The organism is Arthrobacter sp. UYEF3 (assembly GCF_040546245.1).
Lineage (GTDB): Bacteria > Actinomycetota > Actinomycetes > Actinomycetales > Micrococcaceae > Arthrobacter.
The window spans coordinates 24732-40376 of sequence record NZ_JBEPNK010000006.1 but is presented as its reverse complement, the minus strand read 5'-3'; the positions used below and the strand labels follow the sequence as shown (position 1 = coordinate 40376).

Below are 15645 nucleotides of genomic sequence, written 5' to 3'. Positions count from 1 at the left end.
CGCCCATCACACCGGTGTAGGCGCCCCGAAGCCCTTCCGGCTCATTACACCCCAGTCCTTGCTGCCCCGCGCGTAACGCCATAGTCCGAGCAGCCGCCAGACGACGGTGAGCTGACGGTAGCCAACTCCCTCAACGACACTCCAAAACAGCAACAGCAGCAGGTCCGACCACCGCTGGTACCGTCGGTAAGTCAGTTCCTCGAGCACGATGACCGCCACGTTCAGCAGGACGCCCCAGCCATAGGCCACCGCAAGGAACAACAGGGCGAATGTCAGATCGACCGCTCCGAGCATCAAACCCAGCGGTACCGCGACCACCCCAAGCGCCTCAACTACGGGTCCCAGCAGTTCCACCACAACGAAGTAGGGATATACCACCAGGCCCAGAGCGCGGTACCGCGGATTGAGCAGTACTCCCCGGTGCCGGCGCAGCACGTCGGTCAGGCCTCGGTGCCAGCGGTCGCGCTGCCGTCCGAGAACACGCAAGGACTCCGGGACCTCAGTCCATGCCACCGGGTCGGGAACGAAGTCCACCCGGCTCGCGGTCCCGCGGTCTTGGCCGTGGCGGCGCAGGTCGGCAATGAGCTCCATGTCCTCACCGACCGTGTCATGGACGTACCCACCCACTTCCAGCACTGATGCCCGGCGGAACAGACCGAAGGCGCCGGAAATGATCAGGTTCCCGCCCAGATTGTTCCAGCCCAGCCTTCCGAACAGGAACGAGCGGAGGTATTCCACGGACTGGCAGCCTGCCAGCAGCCCCCGGGGAACCCGCGGGGCCAGTACGCGCCCGTTGGCCACCTTTGAACCATTGGCTACGCGGATGGTACCGCCGGCGGCCACTACATTCTCGTCGGTCAGGAACGGCCGGACGATCCGCAGCAACGCGTCCGGCTCGATGAGCGTGTCCGCGTCGATGGCGCAGACAAGCTCGCCGGTGGCGCAGTTGAGTCCGGCGTTGAGCGCGTCCGCCTTCCCGCCGTTCTCCTTGTCCACCACCAGGAGTTGAGGGTGGAGCTGTGAGCGGTAGAGGCCCCGGATAGGCTGCGACTGTACCTGGTTCCGGAAGATCGGGTGGATTGGGTGCAGCTCGAAGGTCCGGATCAGCACGTCCAGGGTCGAGTCTCCGGAACCGTCGTTGATGAGCACCACTTCCAGCGCCGGGTACTGAAGCATCAGCAACGCGTGAACACTTTCGGCGACGTTGGCTTCTTCGTTGTAGGCGGGCGCGAGGGCACTGATTGTGGGGGTCACCGCAGAGCCGAGCAGGCCGACGCGGTCTTCTTCCCACGTCTGCTGCCGGTGACGGCGCATGGCGGCTGTGGCGCTGACGACCAGGGCCGTTTGCCAACCGTTGACCACAATGAAATAGGCAAACACCGCCCAGGCGAAACCGGCCAGGATCATGGTTGCTACGTCGGGGATCATCCGCGTTCCTGCCCGTTCATTGCGAATTCTGGGGGTGCGGCCCGGGCCGCCGCGCCCAGGCCCGGCCTGGCCCGGTCCAGGACCTGCCGGGCCATGTCCTGCGCGAACCGGTCCGTGCTGTTGAGCGCCCGCTGAAGGTAAAGTTGACCCGGGCTGCCGAGCCGGTCGAGCGCTAAACCGGCCGCGCGGCGGACCTCCCAGGCCGGATCACCCAGCAGCTCGGCCAGCAGGGGCGCGCTGGGCCAGTCCCCAAGTCCGCCGAGCCCCGCCGCGGCCGTTGCCCGCACCTTAGCCGCGGGGTCAATAAGGAAAGATTTCAGCCCCTCGACGCCAGTGGTGCCGCCCCCGGAGGCTATTACCTGCGCGACGGCCGCCCGAACCTCCGGATCACCGTGGCTCCGGTGCACCAGCGCGGGTCCCGCCAACGCGGAGTCGTGGATGCGGGACGCGACGAGGAGCGCTGGGGCCAATGACGCCGGGGACGCCTCGGCCAGATGGCTGATGATTGCGGGTACGGCGTGGCGGCCCAGCCGGATCAGGGCGGCGTGGGCGGTCAGTCGGCAAGCGAGTGCCTCGTCGCTGAGCATCCGGACCAGCCTGGTGGCAATCTGTGGACTCGGGTGGTTCGCAGCCCAGGCAGCCGCGGCGCTGCGCACTTCAGCGCCGCGGTCCTCGAGCAACGGGGGGACGGCGCCTTCGCCGGCGCCCAGGATGACCAATAGCCGGATGCCCTTGAGCCGGCGGTGCCATCGCGCGCTGGTGCACCACCGCTCAGCGCGATCCTTAAGCACCGCATACACGGGGAGTTCCGCAAGCCGTGCCCGGCCCACATCGTCGACGCTGCGCGTTGCGTGGGCCACGGCTTCGATCGTCTTGTCCAGCGGAAGCCTCACAAGGGCCGGGCGGTCCGGGGCGCCTGCCAGGACCCGGGCCAAAATTTGCATGCTGACCCGCATCCCGGGCCGCAGTCGCGCGGACCTAGCCTGCCCGTAAGCCGCATGGCCGAGAATGAGACTCAACCCGGCACAGAGGATCCCGCCTTCGATGAGCAAAACAACAGTGAGCAGTTCGTAGAGCTGCACGTCAGTCTCCCAGGGCCCGGCGCACGCGCTGCATCAGCACGGGCACGCTGAAGGGTTTGGCGACGTGGCCAAATGCTCCCAGTTCCAGGGCATTGACAATGTCCTTCTCGCTGGAGTGGGCGGTCAGCATGATGACCCGGGTGGCCGTGAGGTTGTCCGTGGCCGCCATCTGCCGCAACAGGCCGAACCCGTTGAGGACGGGCAGATCGACGTCGAGCAGGACGACGCGCGATCGGAGCGCCGGCGGCCTGCCCGTGAGTTCGACCGCTGCGGCTTGCCCGTCGGTGAAGTGCCGGAACCCGTAGCCGCGCGTGGTCAAGGCATGTCCGAGGAGCTCTGCGAGCAGCGGATCGTCTTCAACGACCACCACATCCACATCGTATTCGGCGGCGACAGTTCCGGCCGCCGGCGTGGCGGTCCGGCCGGCAGCAAGCGCGTCCTCGTCCCAAGCACTGTTCACTTCGGCGCGGAGCACCCGCGCGCGTTCAATCCGGTTGCGGACGCGGCCCACCAAGTCGGTGCCGGTGAACGGCCTGGCTAGCACGTCGTCCGCGCCGGCTTCGTAGAGGGCAGCCACGGCGTCCGCATCGTTGTGTGCCGACAACAGGAGCACAGGCAGGCCCGCCCAGCTGGCGTCGCTGCGGAGCACGCGGCATAGTTCCGCCCCGCCAACTCCGGGCAAACCATTTTCCAGAATCACCAGGTCCGGTTGCGTGTTCGCCAGCACTTCCCAGAACTGCGCCGGGTCCGCCAGCCCCACCACGCCCAGCCCTGCGTTCATCAAGGCGGCGCGCATTGAGGACAGGCTCGCCGGCACGTTGTCGAGGACCAGCACTCGGCTTTCGGACGCATTGCCAGCTGCAAGCAGGCCCTGCGCGATGTTAAGGATGTCCTCGGGGGATGCCTCGGCGCTGAGGAAGCCGCGGGCGCCCGCGCGCGCAGCCGCGACCCGGTCGCAGGGTGCATTCGATGGTGTCAGGGCCAGCGCGGGCACGGGAGGATCGAGCGCGGCCAGACGGGCTATCAGATCAAGGCTGCCGCTGCCTGCGCAAAGTTCGATCAGCGCGGCGGCCGGCGGCGCTCCGTCCTGCGGTAGCCAGCCGTGGGCGCCGATTGCCAAGGTTTGGAAGCCGAGGTCGGTGGCGACAGCGGCTAACTGTTCCCGGCGTCCCCGGGCGGTCACCGCGATGGCGAGGAGTGGCCCGGCGGGTGATCCGTGTTTTGCGGCGCCGGCCGCGGAGGGGTCCACACGGCCTGCCGGCGCTTGCCTCGGGGAGCGGTCCACTGCAGGTTCCGGAGCGGGCGAAGGATCCCGGCCGAGGTCACCGCGGAGGGCCACCACTAGGTCGGCCGCGACGAGCGTCCGGTCAAGCGGAATACGGTACGTCCCCGCCAGGATCCCCTCCAGCTCGCGGGCCGCCTCGGAGGCGCGCCGGAAGCCGAAGGTGCCGGCGCTGCCGGCCAGTTTGTGGGCGTCACGTTCGGCGGCGCTGCGATCCGCCACGGACAGCCGGCCCTCAATTATGGCCGCCACCGCGTCCTCGAGCACGGTCACGCGATTCATGACTTCCTCGCGGTTGCTGTTCCAGATGGCCCGGATTGTGGCGGCCGGGTCATTCACGCCGGTCTTCGGCGCGCCGCCGCTCACGATTCCCAGCCTAGGATGCCCGCAATCTGGTCACAGAGTGCCATTGGATCGAAAGGCTTCGCCAGCATCCCGGCAACTCCAAGCGAGGCGAACCGGCTGCGGTCGGCTGCCTGTGTCTTGGCCGTCAGGAGAATGACCGGGACGCCGGACGTTTCCCGGTGCTGTTGCAGTAAAGCGAAGGTTTCGGGCCCGTCGAGCCCGGGCATCATGACGTCCAGCACGATCGCATCCGGCGGACTGGTGCGCGCCCTCTCGAGACCTTCCAGCCCGGAGGCTGCCGTTTCGACGTCGTAGCCGCCCACCATTTCGAGGACGGCACGGGCCACTTCCCGGATGCCCTGGTCGTCGTCAATTAACAAGATGCGGCGGGGGCTATCCAAGCGTGGGAACCTTTGCAGTTTGGGTCAAGTGGCCGAGCAGGTCCAGGACGTGTTGTTCAAACTCATCCGGCGTGACTCTTCCCTTGGTGAAGAAGCCGGTCTTGCCTAGACGCAGCCTTTTCCGGTCTGCCTCGTCGAGGTCTCGGGCGCTATACACGGCTAAGGGCACACTGCGCAGCCGCGCGTCCCGGCGGAATTGCGCCACGACGGCGAAACCGTCTTGGTCGGGCAGTTGAATGTCAAGCACCACCAGGTCCGGGATGATATGGGCGCACAACGCCAGTGCCTGACGGACAGTGGGCGCGGTATGGACCTCGATGCCGAGTTGGCGAAATCTCTCTGCCAGGACGGCAGCTAAGCCCTCGTCGTCCTCCACGAGCAGCAACGTCGGTCCAACATCCCGGTTGCTGATGACCTCCCCGACTGCCGCCAAGAGTCCACCCATGTCTAGCGGCTCGTCGGCGGAAGTGAGGCCATCAGATTCGGCAAAAATCTTGTCCCCGTCGAAGCTTAGGAAGACCACCGGAATATCGCGGGTCTCGGGGAGGTCTCGCAGGCGAGCGACGGCCTCCCAGCTGGCCATAATAGGGGTCCGTTGCTCGAACAGGATGACTGAGGGGCGGTGCTGGAGTGCCGCGTCGAGGAGCAGCGACCCGATGGTCACCTCGATGGGGTCGTATCCGCGTGGCAGCAGCATTTCCACGATGCGGGCACGTACAGAGGCATCCTCGCTGCATACCACGACCCTCGGACCGCCCAGCGCCTCGGCCCTCACCTCCGGGACCTCGGCTTGGGCGGCCGGGAGTGTCATGGTGAAAGTTGCCCCGCCCCCGGGGCTGCTCTCCGCCCAGATCCGGCCGCCGTGCTGTTCCGTGATGGTGCGGCAAATGGCCAGGCCCAGGCCCGTTCCGCCCTTGTCCCGGGCGTCGGAGCCATCCACCTGCTGGAAACGGTCGAAGATCCGTTCCAGGTCGTCGGCGGGGATGCCGCGGCCATCGTCCCGGACTTGAATGGTGAGCTGGCCCGCCTCTGAACGGACCGCCAGGCGGACCTCCGCACCGGCGGGGGAGAACTTGATGGCGTTGCTAAGCAGGTTGGTTATGGTCTGTTCGATCCGATCCGGGTCGACCACGTGCACGGCCGGCTGGGAGTCGAGTGTCAGGCGGACCCCGGCGCCGTCGGCCATGGACCGCATTACCTCCAGGGACCGCTCGGCCAGGACGGCGACGTCGCATTCCCGCAACTCTAGGGCCACCTTGCCGGAATTTAGCCGCTCAATATCCAGGATGTCGTTGATCAGCCGGACCAAGCGGTCCGTATTGTGCGCGGCGATGTCCACCATTTGTTGTCCTCTAGGATTCAATTCCCCGAGAAGACCGGCCCGCAGCAGGCCGAGGGCCCCATGGATGGAGGTGAGCGGAGTCCGCAGTTCGTGGCCTACGACCGAGACGAACTCGTTCTTGGCCCGCTCCGCGGCGTGGCGTTCGCTAACATCGCGGATTACACAGCTGAGGACACGCTTTGCGCCGTCGTCGGTGGACCAGGCGGTTACTTCAGCGCGAATTTCATGCCCCGCTCGGTGAAGCATCGGCTGTTCAAAATGTTCTGTTGGCTGCCAAGGGTCATCAGAGCCACCGTGCAGCCCCAGCAGCCGCTCAAGGGATTCCCGGTTCGCTGGCCGTGTGACCAGTGACACCAGCGGTTGTCCTATCGCCTCGGTCCGGGTGTGCCCGAATGTTTTTTCGGCCTGGACGTTCCATTCGGTGACCAGTCCCTCTGCGCTGAGCTGGACGTATGCGTCACCGGCAGACTCAAGGATTCGACGGGTCAATTCCTGGCTCCGCTGCACCGCCGCGAGCGCGGCGTGCTGCTCTGTAATGTCCAGCAAGGTGCCCACAACCACGCGCGGAGCGCCGGGTTCATCGACGATCCCGCCCCGACTGTGGACCACCATCAGAGTGCCGTCCGCGCGGCTGGAACGGCACACGAAATCGAGGGTGCCGGTCCCCGCGGCAACCCGTGCGCAGATCTCCCTGACGCGTTCCTGATCATCCGGATGCACCGTCATCAGCCAGGTATCCAGGGACTCCGCACCGCTGCCAGCCATGCCGTACAGCTGGTAGAGCCCTCGCGACCATTCGACGTTGTCCGTCTCAGGATTCCATTCCCAACTCCCCATCCGGGCGATCGTCTCGGCCGTGGAAAGGCGGTTCTCGCTGAGCCGCAGATTCCGTTCCTGCTCAATTTGCGGGCGGAGATCCCGCATGATTTCCGTGACGTAGTAGCCCTCGGGGAAATCGTCGTCGTGGTGCAGATGGGAGGCGACATCTACTGGAATTGATTCTCCGGCGCGGGTTAGCAAAGTGCGTTCCCCCTGCCATTGGCCGTTCTTGACCAGAGCCGGCATGTCCACCTCGTAAATCCGGTCCAGCTCTTCGGGCGAGAACATGTCCTGGATGGTGTAGGCGGTGATGTCCTCATGCGTGCCGATGCCAAGCATGCTGCGGCCGCTCGTGTTCACCCACTGCACCTGGCCATCGGACCTGCCCAGCACAATCAGGTTGGGGCTGGCCTCTACCACGGAAACCAGCCGGTCACGTTCCGCCTGTGCATGGCGGTTCTGAGCCTCCAGGGCGCGGCGTTCCCGCAAGTCGTGGATGGTGATCACGGCGCCGTGGCACCTCCCGTCCTCTCCGATGGGTTGGGAGATGAATTCAACAGGCTGCAACTGCTGGTCGGCGACCCGGAAGGACATGTCACAACGTGCCGGTTCCGCGTGGCCGACGGCGGCACAGAGCGCGCAATCGCCCAGGTCTTCCGGTTCGCGGTCCCCTGCGGGCGTCCCGCCAGCCACGTCATTTACCGTCGGACAGTGCCCCAGCGCATGGTGGTGGTCCTGACCCACCAGGGCCTCCAGATCCGCACCCACAAGTTCGCACAGCGGCTGGTTGACGAAAGTGATCCGGCCGGCGGCATCGACACAGTAGATGCCATCCCCGGCCGCGTCGAGCACTCGACGGACGTTCGCAAGTTCCGGTTCGGTACGCCGCCGCGAAGCGACGCTGACCATGCCTGCCAGGAGAATGAAGCCGCCTTGAACGAACGCCCACAAAACCGGCGCCCCGACATCGTGGCTGTAGCCCGCGCGAAGGAAAACTACTCCAATGACGCCGTGGTGGATCACTACGAAGGCCAGTGCGACAGCAAAGGGAAGCCATTCCTGGTAAAGGGCGATTAAAGCGATGACCGCAAAAAAGTGGAACTGGCTTTCAAGCGGCCCACCGCTGAAATGGATGAGTACGGCGGAACAGCTCATCAGTGTCAGCACAGCAGCCAGCATTCTGATTCGCCGGCTGAATCCGGGCATCGTTGCCAGTACCCCACCAAGAACGAGCGCGCCAGTTTCCAACGCCAGCTGAGAAGGCGAAATGCTATTCACGAACCCGATGACAGCCAGGAGTGGGACGTGAATCCAGATTGCCCCGAGTAAGGCGCAGTGGCGGAGGCGCCAGAGCGCGTCGGAGAGGTTTCCGCCGGTGGACAGCCAGCTGCGGATACGCGAAGAGGGGTTGAGGATACGGCTCACCAATTGATTATGTCGGACATCTTCTAAACGAAATCACGCTTGGCCATAAGCCACTCGAAAACCTTGTTCTTTTTGAGGTGCGCTTTCCGGGTAAGCCGAAATTTGCCGACGCCGAAGGAACCCAAATTACCTCTGGCGCTGCCGGACCCCAACCCGTGCCTGCCCGCGCGTCAGTTGCCGTTTTGGAAGTGGTTCTCACCGACGTAGGTGCCCAGAGAGTCAGCGGCCAGCGCGTCCGATATGTGTGTGATAGCTGCCGGGAGTGGCAACACAATCGACTGCCCGTCAGCTGACGTTCCTGTCCCGGCCGTAGGAAGCGTAAACATGACTGTGTTCGGCGCTCGGACGTCCCTCAACTCCAGGGCCAGCCCGGCCAGCGAGGCAGCGTCCAGGGACTCGTCGACGCTGACATAAGGGGAGAGAGCGCCCACGAGGTTGTTAATGGTCACAGGGTTGGACAACGTCTGGCCGTCGATTGTCTTTTTGATGACAGACTTCAGGTAGTCCTGCTGGTTGCGGACCCGCTGGTAGTCGCCGTCGGCGTAGGCGTAGCGTTCCCGCACAAGGGCCAGCGCCTCGTCACCGTTGAGGGTGTTCGGGCCGGCCTGGAAATAATGCCCCTTGAGATGGCTCGAATTGAAGGGCACCTTGATGTCCACGGTGACGCCGCCGAGTGCATCTGTAAGCCCCTTGAAGCCCTGGAAGTCGACCATCGCCACATGGTCAATTCGCTGCTTGAAAATGGATTCGATGGTTTGCACCATCAGGGGCGTCCCGCCCAGGGCAAGTGCCGCACTGATCTTGGCCTTCCCGTGGCCGGGGATATCCACCCAGAGGTCCCGCATGACGGACATGGTGTAGATGTTTTTCCGTTCGGCCAGGATGTGCAGGAGCATCAGCGTGTCTGCGCGCGGGTCAGTGGCGACTCCCTTTTCCGCATCCGCCTCAGTAGCGCCGCGGCTGTCGCTGCCCAGCAGCAAGATGTTCATGGGGGTCTTGCCGGCGCCCTGCGCAGGCGGCGGTTTCTCGGGCCGGGTGGATTCCGCCGGAAAGGCCTGCTCGATCTTGGTGCTATTGGTGTCGAACGTCCGGGCCAGGTTGAAGAGATAGCTGCCAGCGATCACCGCCGCCACGATCACAAAGATGCCGACGTCGAGCAGGAGTCTGCGGCCCCGGTGCATTTGGGCCGCTATCCCTGGTGGGGTTGCCTCGGCATCGGTGGGGTTGCCTCGGCATCGGCGGGTGCGGTGTTCAGGGGGTGAATCATTGATTCCTAGAATTAAGTGGGCAGTCAACGGACTCTACCCAGCGGACGGTGCTCGCCGCGCTATGCCGGCCAGGTGAGACGCGCGAAACGCAAGACGGCCAAGATAGCCGGGGCAAGCTGGTCTTCCATTTGGTCGTAGACGTCCTGCCCCCGCCGGTAGGGATCGACGACGTCGTTGTCCCCGGGCTCCGCAGCGAGCGCCAGATGTCGAACCGAGGCGGCGCGGGTAGGGAGGCTCCGCCAGCCCTCGACCCCTCCGGCGGAGGAAACGCTGTTGTCCGGCAGGCTTTCACGTAGCTCCAGTTGAGACAGCATCCGGGCGAATTCACGGATGGTGAAGGTCCGCTTCAGAAGTGAGGCGTCCAGCTGGAGGACCTCGCCGCGGTGCTTGGATGCCATGGTGAGGACCAGGTCCGACTCGCGGAGGATCTTGCTGGTGAGCTGTCGCGCGGCGAAACCGTGCGGAGTGCCGCCGTAGGTCTCAATGATGTCCGCCGACGGGGGCTGGATGGGATCGCCCACCATGGCGCGGGTGCCCGCACTCCGAACTACGAAGGCGCCGGGGTGGACTTGATCCAAGCCCGCCTGAAGCAAGCGCTCGGCCACCGGGGACCGGCAGATGTTTCCGGTACAGACGGTAAGGATGCGAACGGGGGAGTGCGTTTCCACAAACAACTCTTTCGGAGCTTGGTGCTGGACCGGCGTGATCCGCGCACCCAACTTAACACGGGTCTGTGGGCTCCCTGCCGAGGCGCCCCGCAGGCTTGGGCCGCCGTGGGGGCCGGGTGCTTGACTCCTTTCCGGCCTTCCGCATATCCTGAACGAACGGTCGGTAATTATTTATCGAAAATGCATAGGAGCAACCATGGCATCGCAGACCCTGCAGTCAGTGCCCGCCGAGCCATCGCCGGCCCGGCACGAAAGCCGCCACGAAATGAGCCCCGGGGACGCGGCCCGCCGTGACGCCGAGGGACAGGCCTACTTCGACAGGGTCATGGCGGAGGATTCCCGGATCGAGCCCCGCGACTGGATGCCGCCGGCCTATCGCAAGACCCTTATCCGCCAGGTCTCGCAGCACGCCCACTCGGAGATCATCGGCATGCAGCCGGAAGCCAACTGGATCTCGCGGGCTCCCAGCCTCAAGCGCAAGGCGATCCTGATGGCCAAGGTCCAGGACGAGGCCGGCCACGGCCTCTACCTGTACTCCGCCGCCGAGACGCTCGGCCAGCCGCGCGATCAGATGATGCAGGACCTGATGGACGGCAAGGCCAAGTACTCCTCCATCTTCAACTACCCGGCCCGGACCTGGGCGGACATGGGTGCCATCGGCTGGATGGTCGACGGCGCCGCGATCGCCAACCAGGTGCCGCTGTGCCGCGCCTCCTTTGGTCCCTATGGCCGTGCCATGGTCCGAGTCTGCAAGGAAGAATCCTTCCACCAGCGCCAGGGCTTCGAAATCCTGCTTGAACTCTCCCACGGCACGCCGGAGCAGAAGCAGATGGCCCAGGATGCCGTGAACCGCTGGTACGCCCCGGCCCTGATGATGTTCGGCCCGCCGGACGACGATTCGCCCAATTCCAAGCAGTCCATGGCCTGGAACATCAAGCGCTTCGGCAACGACGAACTCCGCAACCGTTTCGTCGGCATGATGATGGAGCAGGTTAAGGTCCTGGAGCTCACCCTGCCGGACAAGGACATCCGCTTCAACGAAGAGACCAAGAAGTGGGAGCACGGACCGCTGGACTGGGATGAATTCCACGAAGTTCTGGCCGGCCGCGGCCCCTGCAACGCCCAGCGCCTGGAACGGCGCCGCGAAGCCCATCAGGACGGCGCCTGGGTGCGCGAAGCGGCAGCGGCCTATGCGGAAAAGCAGGCCAAGAAGCAAGCAGAAAAGGAAGCCGCAGCATGACAACCGAACCGCACGCAGGTAACATCTGGCCCATCTGGGAAGTATTCGTACGCTCCAGCCGCGGCCTTTCCCACGTCCATGCCGGCTCCCTGCATGCTCCGGACGCCGCCATGGCCCTGCGCAACGCCCGGGACCTCTACACGCGCCGCAACGAGGGTGTCTCCATCTGGGTGGTCCCCGCGGAGGCGATCGCCGCCAGCGACCCGGATTCCAAGGGCGCCTTCTTCGAGTCGCCGCAGGGCAAGGATTACCGCCACGCGACCTACTACACCAAGAGCGAGGGCGTGAAGCACCTGTGACCACCCCCGAAGCAAGCACCGAAGCAGCCACCGAAGCAACAGCCCAAGACGGCGGCCACGGGGATATCTCCGTTGGCGTCGCCGGAGCCGGCAACACCGGCGAGGCCACGGCCAGCGCCACTCGCATCACCCCTGGCAACGCCCTGCGCCCGGAGGACATCGCCCTGTCCGTCAGCCGCGGCACCGCCAGACCCACTGAAGACGCCGCCGAGTTCGCCCTGCGGCTGGGCGATGACGCCCTGATCCTCGCGCAGCGCCTGGGCCACTGGATCTCCCGCGCGCCGGAGCTCGAAGAGGACGTCGCCCTGGGCAACATCGCGCTGGACCAGCTGGGCCATGCCCGGTCGTTCTTGAGCTATGCCGGCGGCCTGGACGGCCGCAGCGAAGACGATCTCGCCTACTTCCGCCGCGAACCGGAGTTCCGCTCCGTCCAGCTCTTCGAGCAGCCCAATGGAGACTTCGCGGTCACCATCGCGCGGCAGTTCGTGGTGAGCTACTACCAGTTCGAGCTGTACCGCCGGCTGGCCGCCTCCACCGACGCCACCCTTGCCGGCATCGCCGCCAAGGCCGTCAAGGAAGTGGACTACCACCGCGACCACAGCGCGCAGTGGGTGCTCCGCCTGGCGCTCGGTACGGACGAGTCCCGCGAGAGAATGATCCACGGCTTCAAGGTCATTTGGCCCTACGTTGACGAACTGTTCCGCGACGACGAGCTCACTGGCCGCCTCAGCGAGGCCGGCGCCGCCGTCGAACCCTCCAGCCTGCGGGCCGACTTCGACCGGCTCACCGGCGAAGTCCTGGCCGAAGCGGAACTGGACGTTCCCCAGGTTCAGCCGTCCCCGGGCGGAGGCCGCCGCGGACTCCACTCCGAGCACCTCGGCTATCTTCTCGCCGAGATGCAGGTCCTGGCCCGCGAATTCCCCGGCGCGAGCTGGTAACCATGGCTGAGACGAAGACGCCCGAACAGAAGGCCTGGGACATCGCCGCCACGGTCTGCGACCCGGAAATTCCCGTTTTGACGGTCGCGGACCTCGGCATCCTCCGCAACGTGGAACTGCTGACCGCGGCGACAGAGACAGCAGAAGCCGACGACGCCGGGACGGCACCTGCCGTCCGCGTCACCATCACGCCAACGTACTCGGGCTGCCCGGCCATGGACGCCATCCGCGACGACCTTAAGACGGCGTTCGCGGCGGAAGGCTATCCGAGCGTGGACGTGGACCTGGTCCTCTCCCCGGCGTGGACCACGGACTGGATGAGCGAGTCCGGCAAGGCCAAGCTGGAGGAGTACGGCATCGCCCCGCCGTCGGGCCGCGCGACCGCAGGTGGAAAAACAGTCGGCCACTCCGGGCCGGTCCGGCTGTCCCTTGCCGTCAAATGCCCGCAGTGTTCCTCGCTGAACACCAAGGAACTCACCCGATTCGGCTCCACCTCTTGCAAGGCGCTCTACGTCTGCCAGGACTGCAAGGAACCGTTCGACTATTTCAAAGTTTTGTAAGGAACAGGTGCTCCCATGACTGTTGTCCGCCAGACCGCCGCCGAGGCGGCTGCAGCGACCGGCCGCCGTCGTGCGTCCTTCCACCCACTGGCGGTGGACGAGGTCCGCCGCCTCACCGACGACGCGATCGAGGTCACCTTCGGCGTTCCCACCGCACTGGCGGGACAGTTCGACTACCTCCCGGGACAGTACGTCGCGTTACGCACCACCTTGCCGGACGAGGACGGCGAGCCGAAGGAAACCCGGCGCAGCTACTCCATCTGCGCCGAGCCGCGGAGCTTCGCCGACGGCAGCAGCGAAATCCGCATTGCGATCAAAAAGGACTTGGGCGGCCTGTTCTCCACCTGGGCCAACGCCGAGCTCAAGGCCGGCGACGTGCTGGACGTCATGAGCCCGATGGGCGCGTTCGTGTCCAAGCACGGTCGCGACGGCCAGACCGTTGAGCAGAACGTGATGACCTCCATGAATGACCCGGAAGCCCTGGCGGGCACGGCCGGCAACTTCGTCGCCATCGCGGCCGGGTCCGGCATCACCCCGGTAATCGCGATCGCCCGCACGCTGCTCGCGGCCCACCCCGAGACCCGCTTCGACCTGGTCTACGCCAACAAGGCTGCGATGGACGTGATGTTCCTCGAGGAACTCGCGGACCTCAAGGACAAGTACCCGTCCCGGCTCGCCCTGCACCACGTGCTCTCGCGCGAACAGCGGATCGCCCCGCTGCTGAGCGGCCGGATCGACGCGGAGAAGCTGCAGGCGCTGCTCGGCACGGCGGTCCACAGCGTCGACGTCGACGAATGGTTCCTCTGCGGGCCGTTCGAACTCGTCCAGCTGTGCCGGGACACCCTCGCGGCGCGCGGCGTCAAGGCGGAACACATCCGCTTCGAACTGTTCACCTCCGGCAAGCCCGACCGCCCCGAAGGCAACATCGGCCGCCCCGTCATCGCGGACGAATCCAAAGAGACGTACAAGATCACCTTCAAGCTCGACGGCCTGCAGGGCGAGGTCACCAGCCCCACGCATGCCCGCGAATCGATCCTCAACGCCGCCCTGCGGGTCCGCCCCGACGTTCCCTTCGCTTGCGCCGGCGGGGTCTGCGGTACCTGCCGCGCCAAAGTGGTCACCGGCTCGGTCACCATGGACGAGAACTACGCGCTGGAGCAGGACGAACTGGACAAGGGCTATGTCTTGACCTGCCAGTCGCATCCGACCACCCCCGAAGTGACCGTCGACTTCGACGTCTAAGTTTTTTCGACGCCCGCCCGCCCGAACCTAGGAGCCGCATGATTTCCCTGACCATCGCCGACGCCGTCGCCGAGATCGTCCTGGACGCACCGCAGAAGCTGAACTCGCTGGACGAGCAGGCGTTGCGGGATTTGGCACAGGCCTACGACGACGCCGCGGACGCCGCCTCGCGAGGCGAGGTGCGGGCGCTACTGCTCCGCGGCGAGGGCCGCGCGTTCTGCGCGGGCCGGGACATCGCCGGCGTGACCCCCGAGAGCGACGACGCCCAGGCCTATCTCGGCGGCCTGGTCCAGCCGCTGCTGCAGAAGATGAGCGCCTTCCCGGCGCCCACCTTCGCCGCCGCGCAGGGCGCCTGCCTGGGTGTGGGACTGGGGCTGCTGCTGGGCACGGACGTGGTGTACGTCGCGGACACTGCCAAGTTCGGTTCGCCGTTCGCCAAGCTGGGCGCCACGCTGGATTCCGGCGGCCACTGGTACTTCACCGAACGGCTCGGAATGCACCGCACCCTCGACCTGATTTACACGGCCGAACTGATGAGCGGCACGGAGGCCGTGGCGCAGGGGCTGTTCAGCCGTGCCATGCCCGCGACGGAACTGCTGGAGACCACCCGTGGCATCGTCACCAAGGTGGCCACCGGCGCCACCGGGGCGTTCAACGCGAGCAAGGAGCTGGTGGCGCACCTCCGCGACCAGCGGCTAGGCCTCTGGGAGTCGATGGAGCAGGAGAACGCCGAGCAGGCCCGACTCTGCAAGAGTGAGGACTACGCCGAGGGATTTCTGGCCTTTCAGGAGAAGCGCACCCCTGTCTTCAAGGGCTAGCTTCAGGGGCTACCGCCGCAGCTAACGCGTATCGAGGTCTTCGAAGACCAGGAACGTCTGGGTGTCCAAGACGCCCGGCATGGACTGCAGCTGGTCGAAAATAACCCGCCGCAGGTCGATGTTGTCCACCGCGCGGACCAGCAGAATGACGTCAAAGTCCCCGCCCACCAGGGCGATGTGGTGCACCTCGGGGATCGCGCGGAGCAGCTCCCGAAGTTCCCGCCAGGAATGTTGCCGCACCTTGAGGGTCACGTAGGCGGACGACTTCAGCCCGGCCTTGAACGGATCCACGAGCGCCGTGAACTTGGTCAGGACGCCCTCCCCGGTCAGCCGGGCAATCCGCGAGTAGGCGTGGGCGCGGGAAATGTGGACGTTTTCGGCCACCTGGGTCACGGACATGCGCCCGTCCCGGGTCAACTCAGCGATGATGTTCCGGTCCACGCCGTCCAGTGGTACCGGCTGCCCTGTCTCGGCCTCTGCCATTCGTC

At 65.8% G+C, this 15645-nt stretch carries 14 protein-coding genes; 6 read left to right on the top strand and 8 right to left on the bottom strand.

Going from position 1 to position 15645, the window contains the following annotated elements; genetic code table 11:
• Nucleotides 1–6 precede the first annotated feature (6 nt).
• From ABIB14_RS06020 to ABIB14_RS05990, 7 genes are all read right to left on the bottom strand, one after another.
• Nucleotides 7–1428 carry a glycosyltransferase family 2 protein gene (locus ABIB14_RS06020; protein WP_354234865.1) on the bottom strand — a complete coding sequence of 474 codons (1422 nt, stop codon included), beginning with the start codon at nucleotides 1426–1428 and terminating at the stop codon, nucleotides 7–9.
• Nucleotides 1425–2510, bottom strand: a complete 1086-nt coding sequence (locus ABIB14_RS06015; RefSeq protein ID WP_354234863.1) for a HEAT repeat domain-containing protein — start codon at nucleotides 2508–2510, stop codon at nucleotides 1425–1427. Before ABIB14_RS06015 ends, ABIB14_RS06020 begins: the two co-directional genes overlap by 4 nt.
• Nucleotide 2511: 1 nt before the next feature.
• Entirely contained in the window at nucleotides 2512–4158 is a 1647-nt protein-coding gene (locus tag ABIB14_RS06010) for a response regulator (protein ID WP_354234862.1), read from the bottom strand.
• The gene (locus ABIB14_RS06005) at nucleotides 4155–4538 is read right to left on the bottom strand and encodes a response regulator (protein ID WP_354234860.1); all 384 of its coding nucleotides are present in this window, start codon (nucleotides 4536–4538) and stop codon (nucleotides 4155–4157) included. The genes ABIB14_RS06010 and ABIB14_RS06005 overlap by 4 nt, the downstream gene beginning before the upstream one ends.
• Nucleotides 4531–7866: a PAS domain S-box protein gene (locus ABIB14_RS06000; protein ID WP_354234858.1), complete on the bottom strand. Its 3336-nt coding sequence runs from the start codon at nucleotides 7864–7866 to the stop codon at nucleotides 4531–4533. The genes ABIB14_RS06005 and ABIB14_RS06000 overlap by 8 nt, the downstream gene beginning before the upstream one ends.
• A gap of 428 nt (nucleotides 7867–8294) precedes the next feature.
• Nucleotides 8295–9305 carry an LCP family protein gene (locus tag ABIB14_RS05995; RefSeq protein WP_354234856.1) on the bottom strand — a complete coding sequence of 337 codons (1011 nt, stop codon included), beginning with the start codon at nucleotides 9303–9305 and terminating at the stop codon, nucleotides 8295–8297.
• Between the two features lie 146 nt (nucleotides 9306–9451).
• Nucleotides 9452–10060: an arsenate reductase/protein-tyrosine-phosphatase family protein gene (locus ABIB14_RS05990; protein ID WP_354234854.1), complete on the bottom strand. Its 609-nt coding sequence runs from the start codon at nucleotides 10058–10060 to the stop codon at nucleotides 9452–9454.
• A 196-nt stretch (nucleotides 10061–10256) separates the two neighbouring features.
• Here ABIB14_RS05990 and paaA point away from each other — a divergent pair, with 196 nt between their 5' ends.
• From paaA to ABIB14_RS05960, 6 genes are read left to right on the top strand one after another with little or no spacing between them, the layout of a single operon-like run.
• Nucleotides 10257–11300: a 1,2-phenylacetyl-CoA epoxidase subunit PaaA gene (paaA, locus tag ABIB14_RS05985; RefSeq protein ID WP_354234852.1), complete on the top strand. Its 1044-nt coding sequence runs from the start codon at nucleotides 10257–10259 to the stop codon at nucleotides 11298–11300.
• On the top strand, nucleotides 11297–11599 hold the full coding sequence (gene paaB / locus ABIB14_RS05980; protein WP_354234851.1) for a 1,2-phenylacetyl-CoA epoxidase subunit PaaB: 303 nt from the start codon (nucleotides 11297–11299) through the stop codon (nucleotides 11597–11599). The genes paaA and paaB overlap by 4 nt, the downstream gene beginning before the upstream one ends.
• Complete coding sequence (gene paaC / locus ABIB14_RS05975) at nucleotides 11596–12537, top strand: 1,2-phenylacetyl-CoA epoxidase subunit PaaC (RefSeq protein WP_354234850.1); 942 nt, start codon at nucleotides 11596–11598, stop codon at nucleotides 12535–12537. The genes paaB and paaC overlap by 4 nt, the downstream gene beginning before the upstream one ends.
• 2 nt (nucleotides 12538–12539) lie before the next feature.
• Nucleotides 12540–13097, top strand: a complete 558-nt coding sequence (gene paaD / locus ABIB14_RS05970) for a 1,2-phenylacetyl-CoA epoxidase subunit PaaD (RefSeq protein ID WP_354234848.1) — start codon at nucleotides 12540–12542, stop codon at nucleotides 13095–13097.
• Nucleotides 13098–13112: 15 nt separating this feature from the next.
• Nucleotides 13113–14339, top strand: coding sequence for a 1,2-phenylacetyl-CoA epoxidase subunit PaaE (paaE, locus tag ABIB14_RS05965; protein WP_354234846.1), 1227 nt, complete (start codon nucleotides 13113–13115; stop codon nucleotides 14337–14339).
• 38 nt (nucleotides 14340–14377) lie between these two features.
• Nucleotides 14378–15157 carry an enoyl-CoA hydratase/isomerase family protein gene (locus tag ABIB14_RS05960; protein WP_354234844.1) on the top strand — a complete coding sequence of 260 codons (780 nt, stop codon included), beginning with the start codon at nucleotides 14378–14380 and terminating at the stop codon, nucleotides 15155–15157.
• A gap of 21 nt (nucleotides 15158–15178) precedes the next feature.
• On the opposite strand, the gene ABIB14_RS05955 is transcribed toward ABIB14_RS05960, so the two are convergent.
• Nucleotides 15179–15640 carry an Lrp/AsnC family transcriptional regulator gene (locus ABIB14_RS05955; RefSeq protein WP_354234843.1) on the bottom strand — a complete coding sequence of 154 codons (462 nt, stop codon included), beginning with the start codon at nucleotides 15638–15640 and terminating at the stop codon, nucleotides 15179–15181.
• Nucleotides 15641–15645: the final 5 nt, after the last annotated feature.

Bases quoted from the DNA above. Each gene is read 5' to 3' on its own strand.
- ABIB14_RS06020 (WP_354234865.1), bottom strand. From the start codon at position 1,428: ATGATCCCCGACGTAGCAACCATGATCCTGGCCGGTTTCGCCTGGGCG.
- ABIB14_RS05995 (WP_354234856.1), bottom strand. From the start codon at position 9,305: ATGCACCGGGGCCGCAGACTCCTGCTCGACGTCGGCATCTTTGTGATC.
- paaA (WP_354234852.1), top strand. From the start codon at position 10,257: ATGGCATCGCAGACCCTGCAGTCAGTGCCCGCCGAGCCATCGCCGGCC.
- paaB (WP_354234851.1), top strand. From the start codon at position 11,297: ATGACAACCGAACCGCACGCAGGTAACATCTGGCCCATCTGGGAAGTA.
- paaD (WP_354234848.1), top strand. From the start codon at position 12,540: ATGGCTGAGACGAAGACGCCCGAACAGAAGGCCTGGGACATCGCCGCC.
- paaE (WP_354234846.1), top strand. From the start codon at position 13,113: ATGACTGTTGTCCGCCAGACCGCCGCCGAGGCGGCTGCAGCGACCGGC.
- ABIB14_RS05960 (WP_354234844.1), top strand. From the start codon at position 14,378: ATGATTTCCCTGACCATCGCCGACGCCGTCGCCGAGATCGTCCTGGAC.
- ABIB14_RS05955 (WP_354234843.1), bottom strand. From the start codon at position 15,640: ATGGCAGAGGCCGAGACAGGGCAGCCGGTACCACTGGACGGCGTGGAC.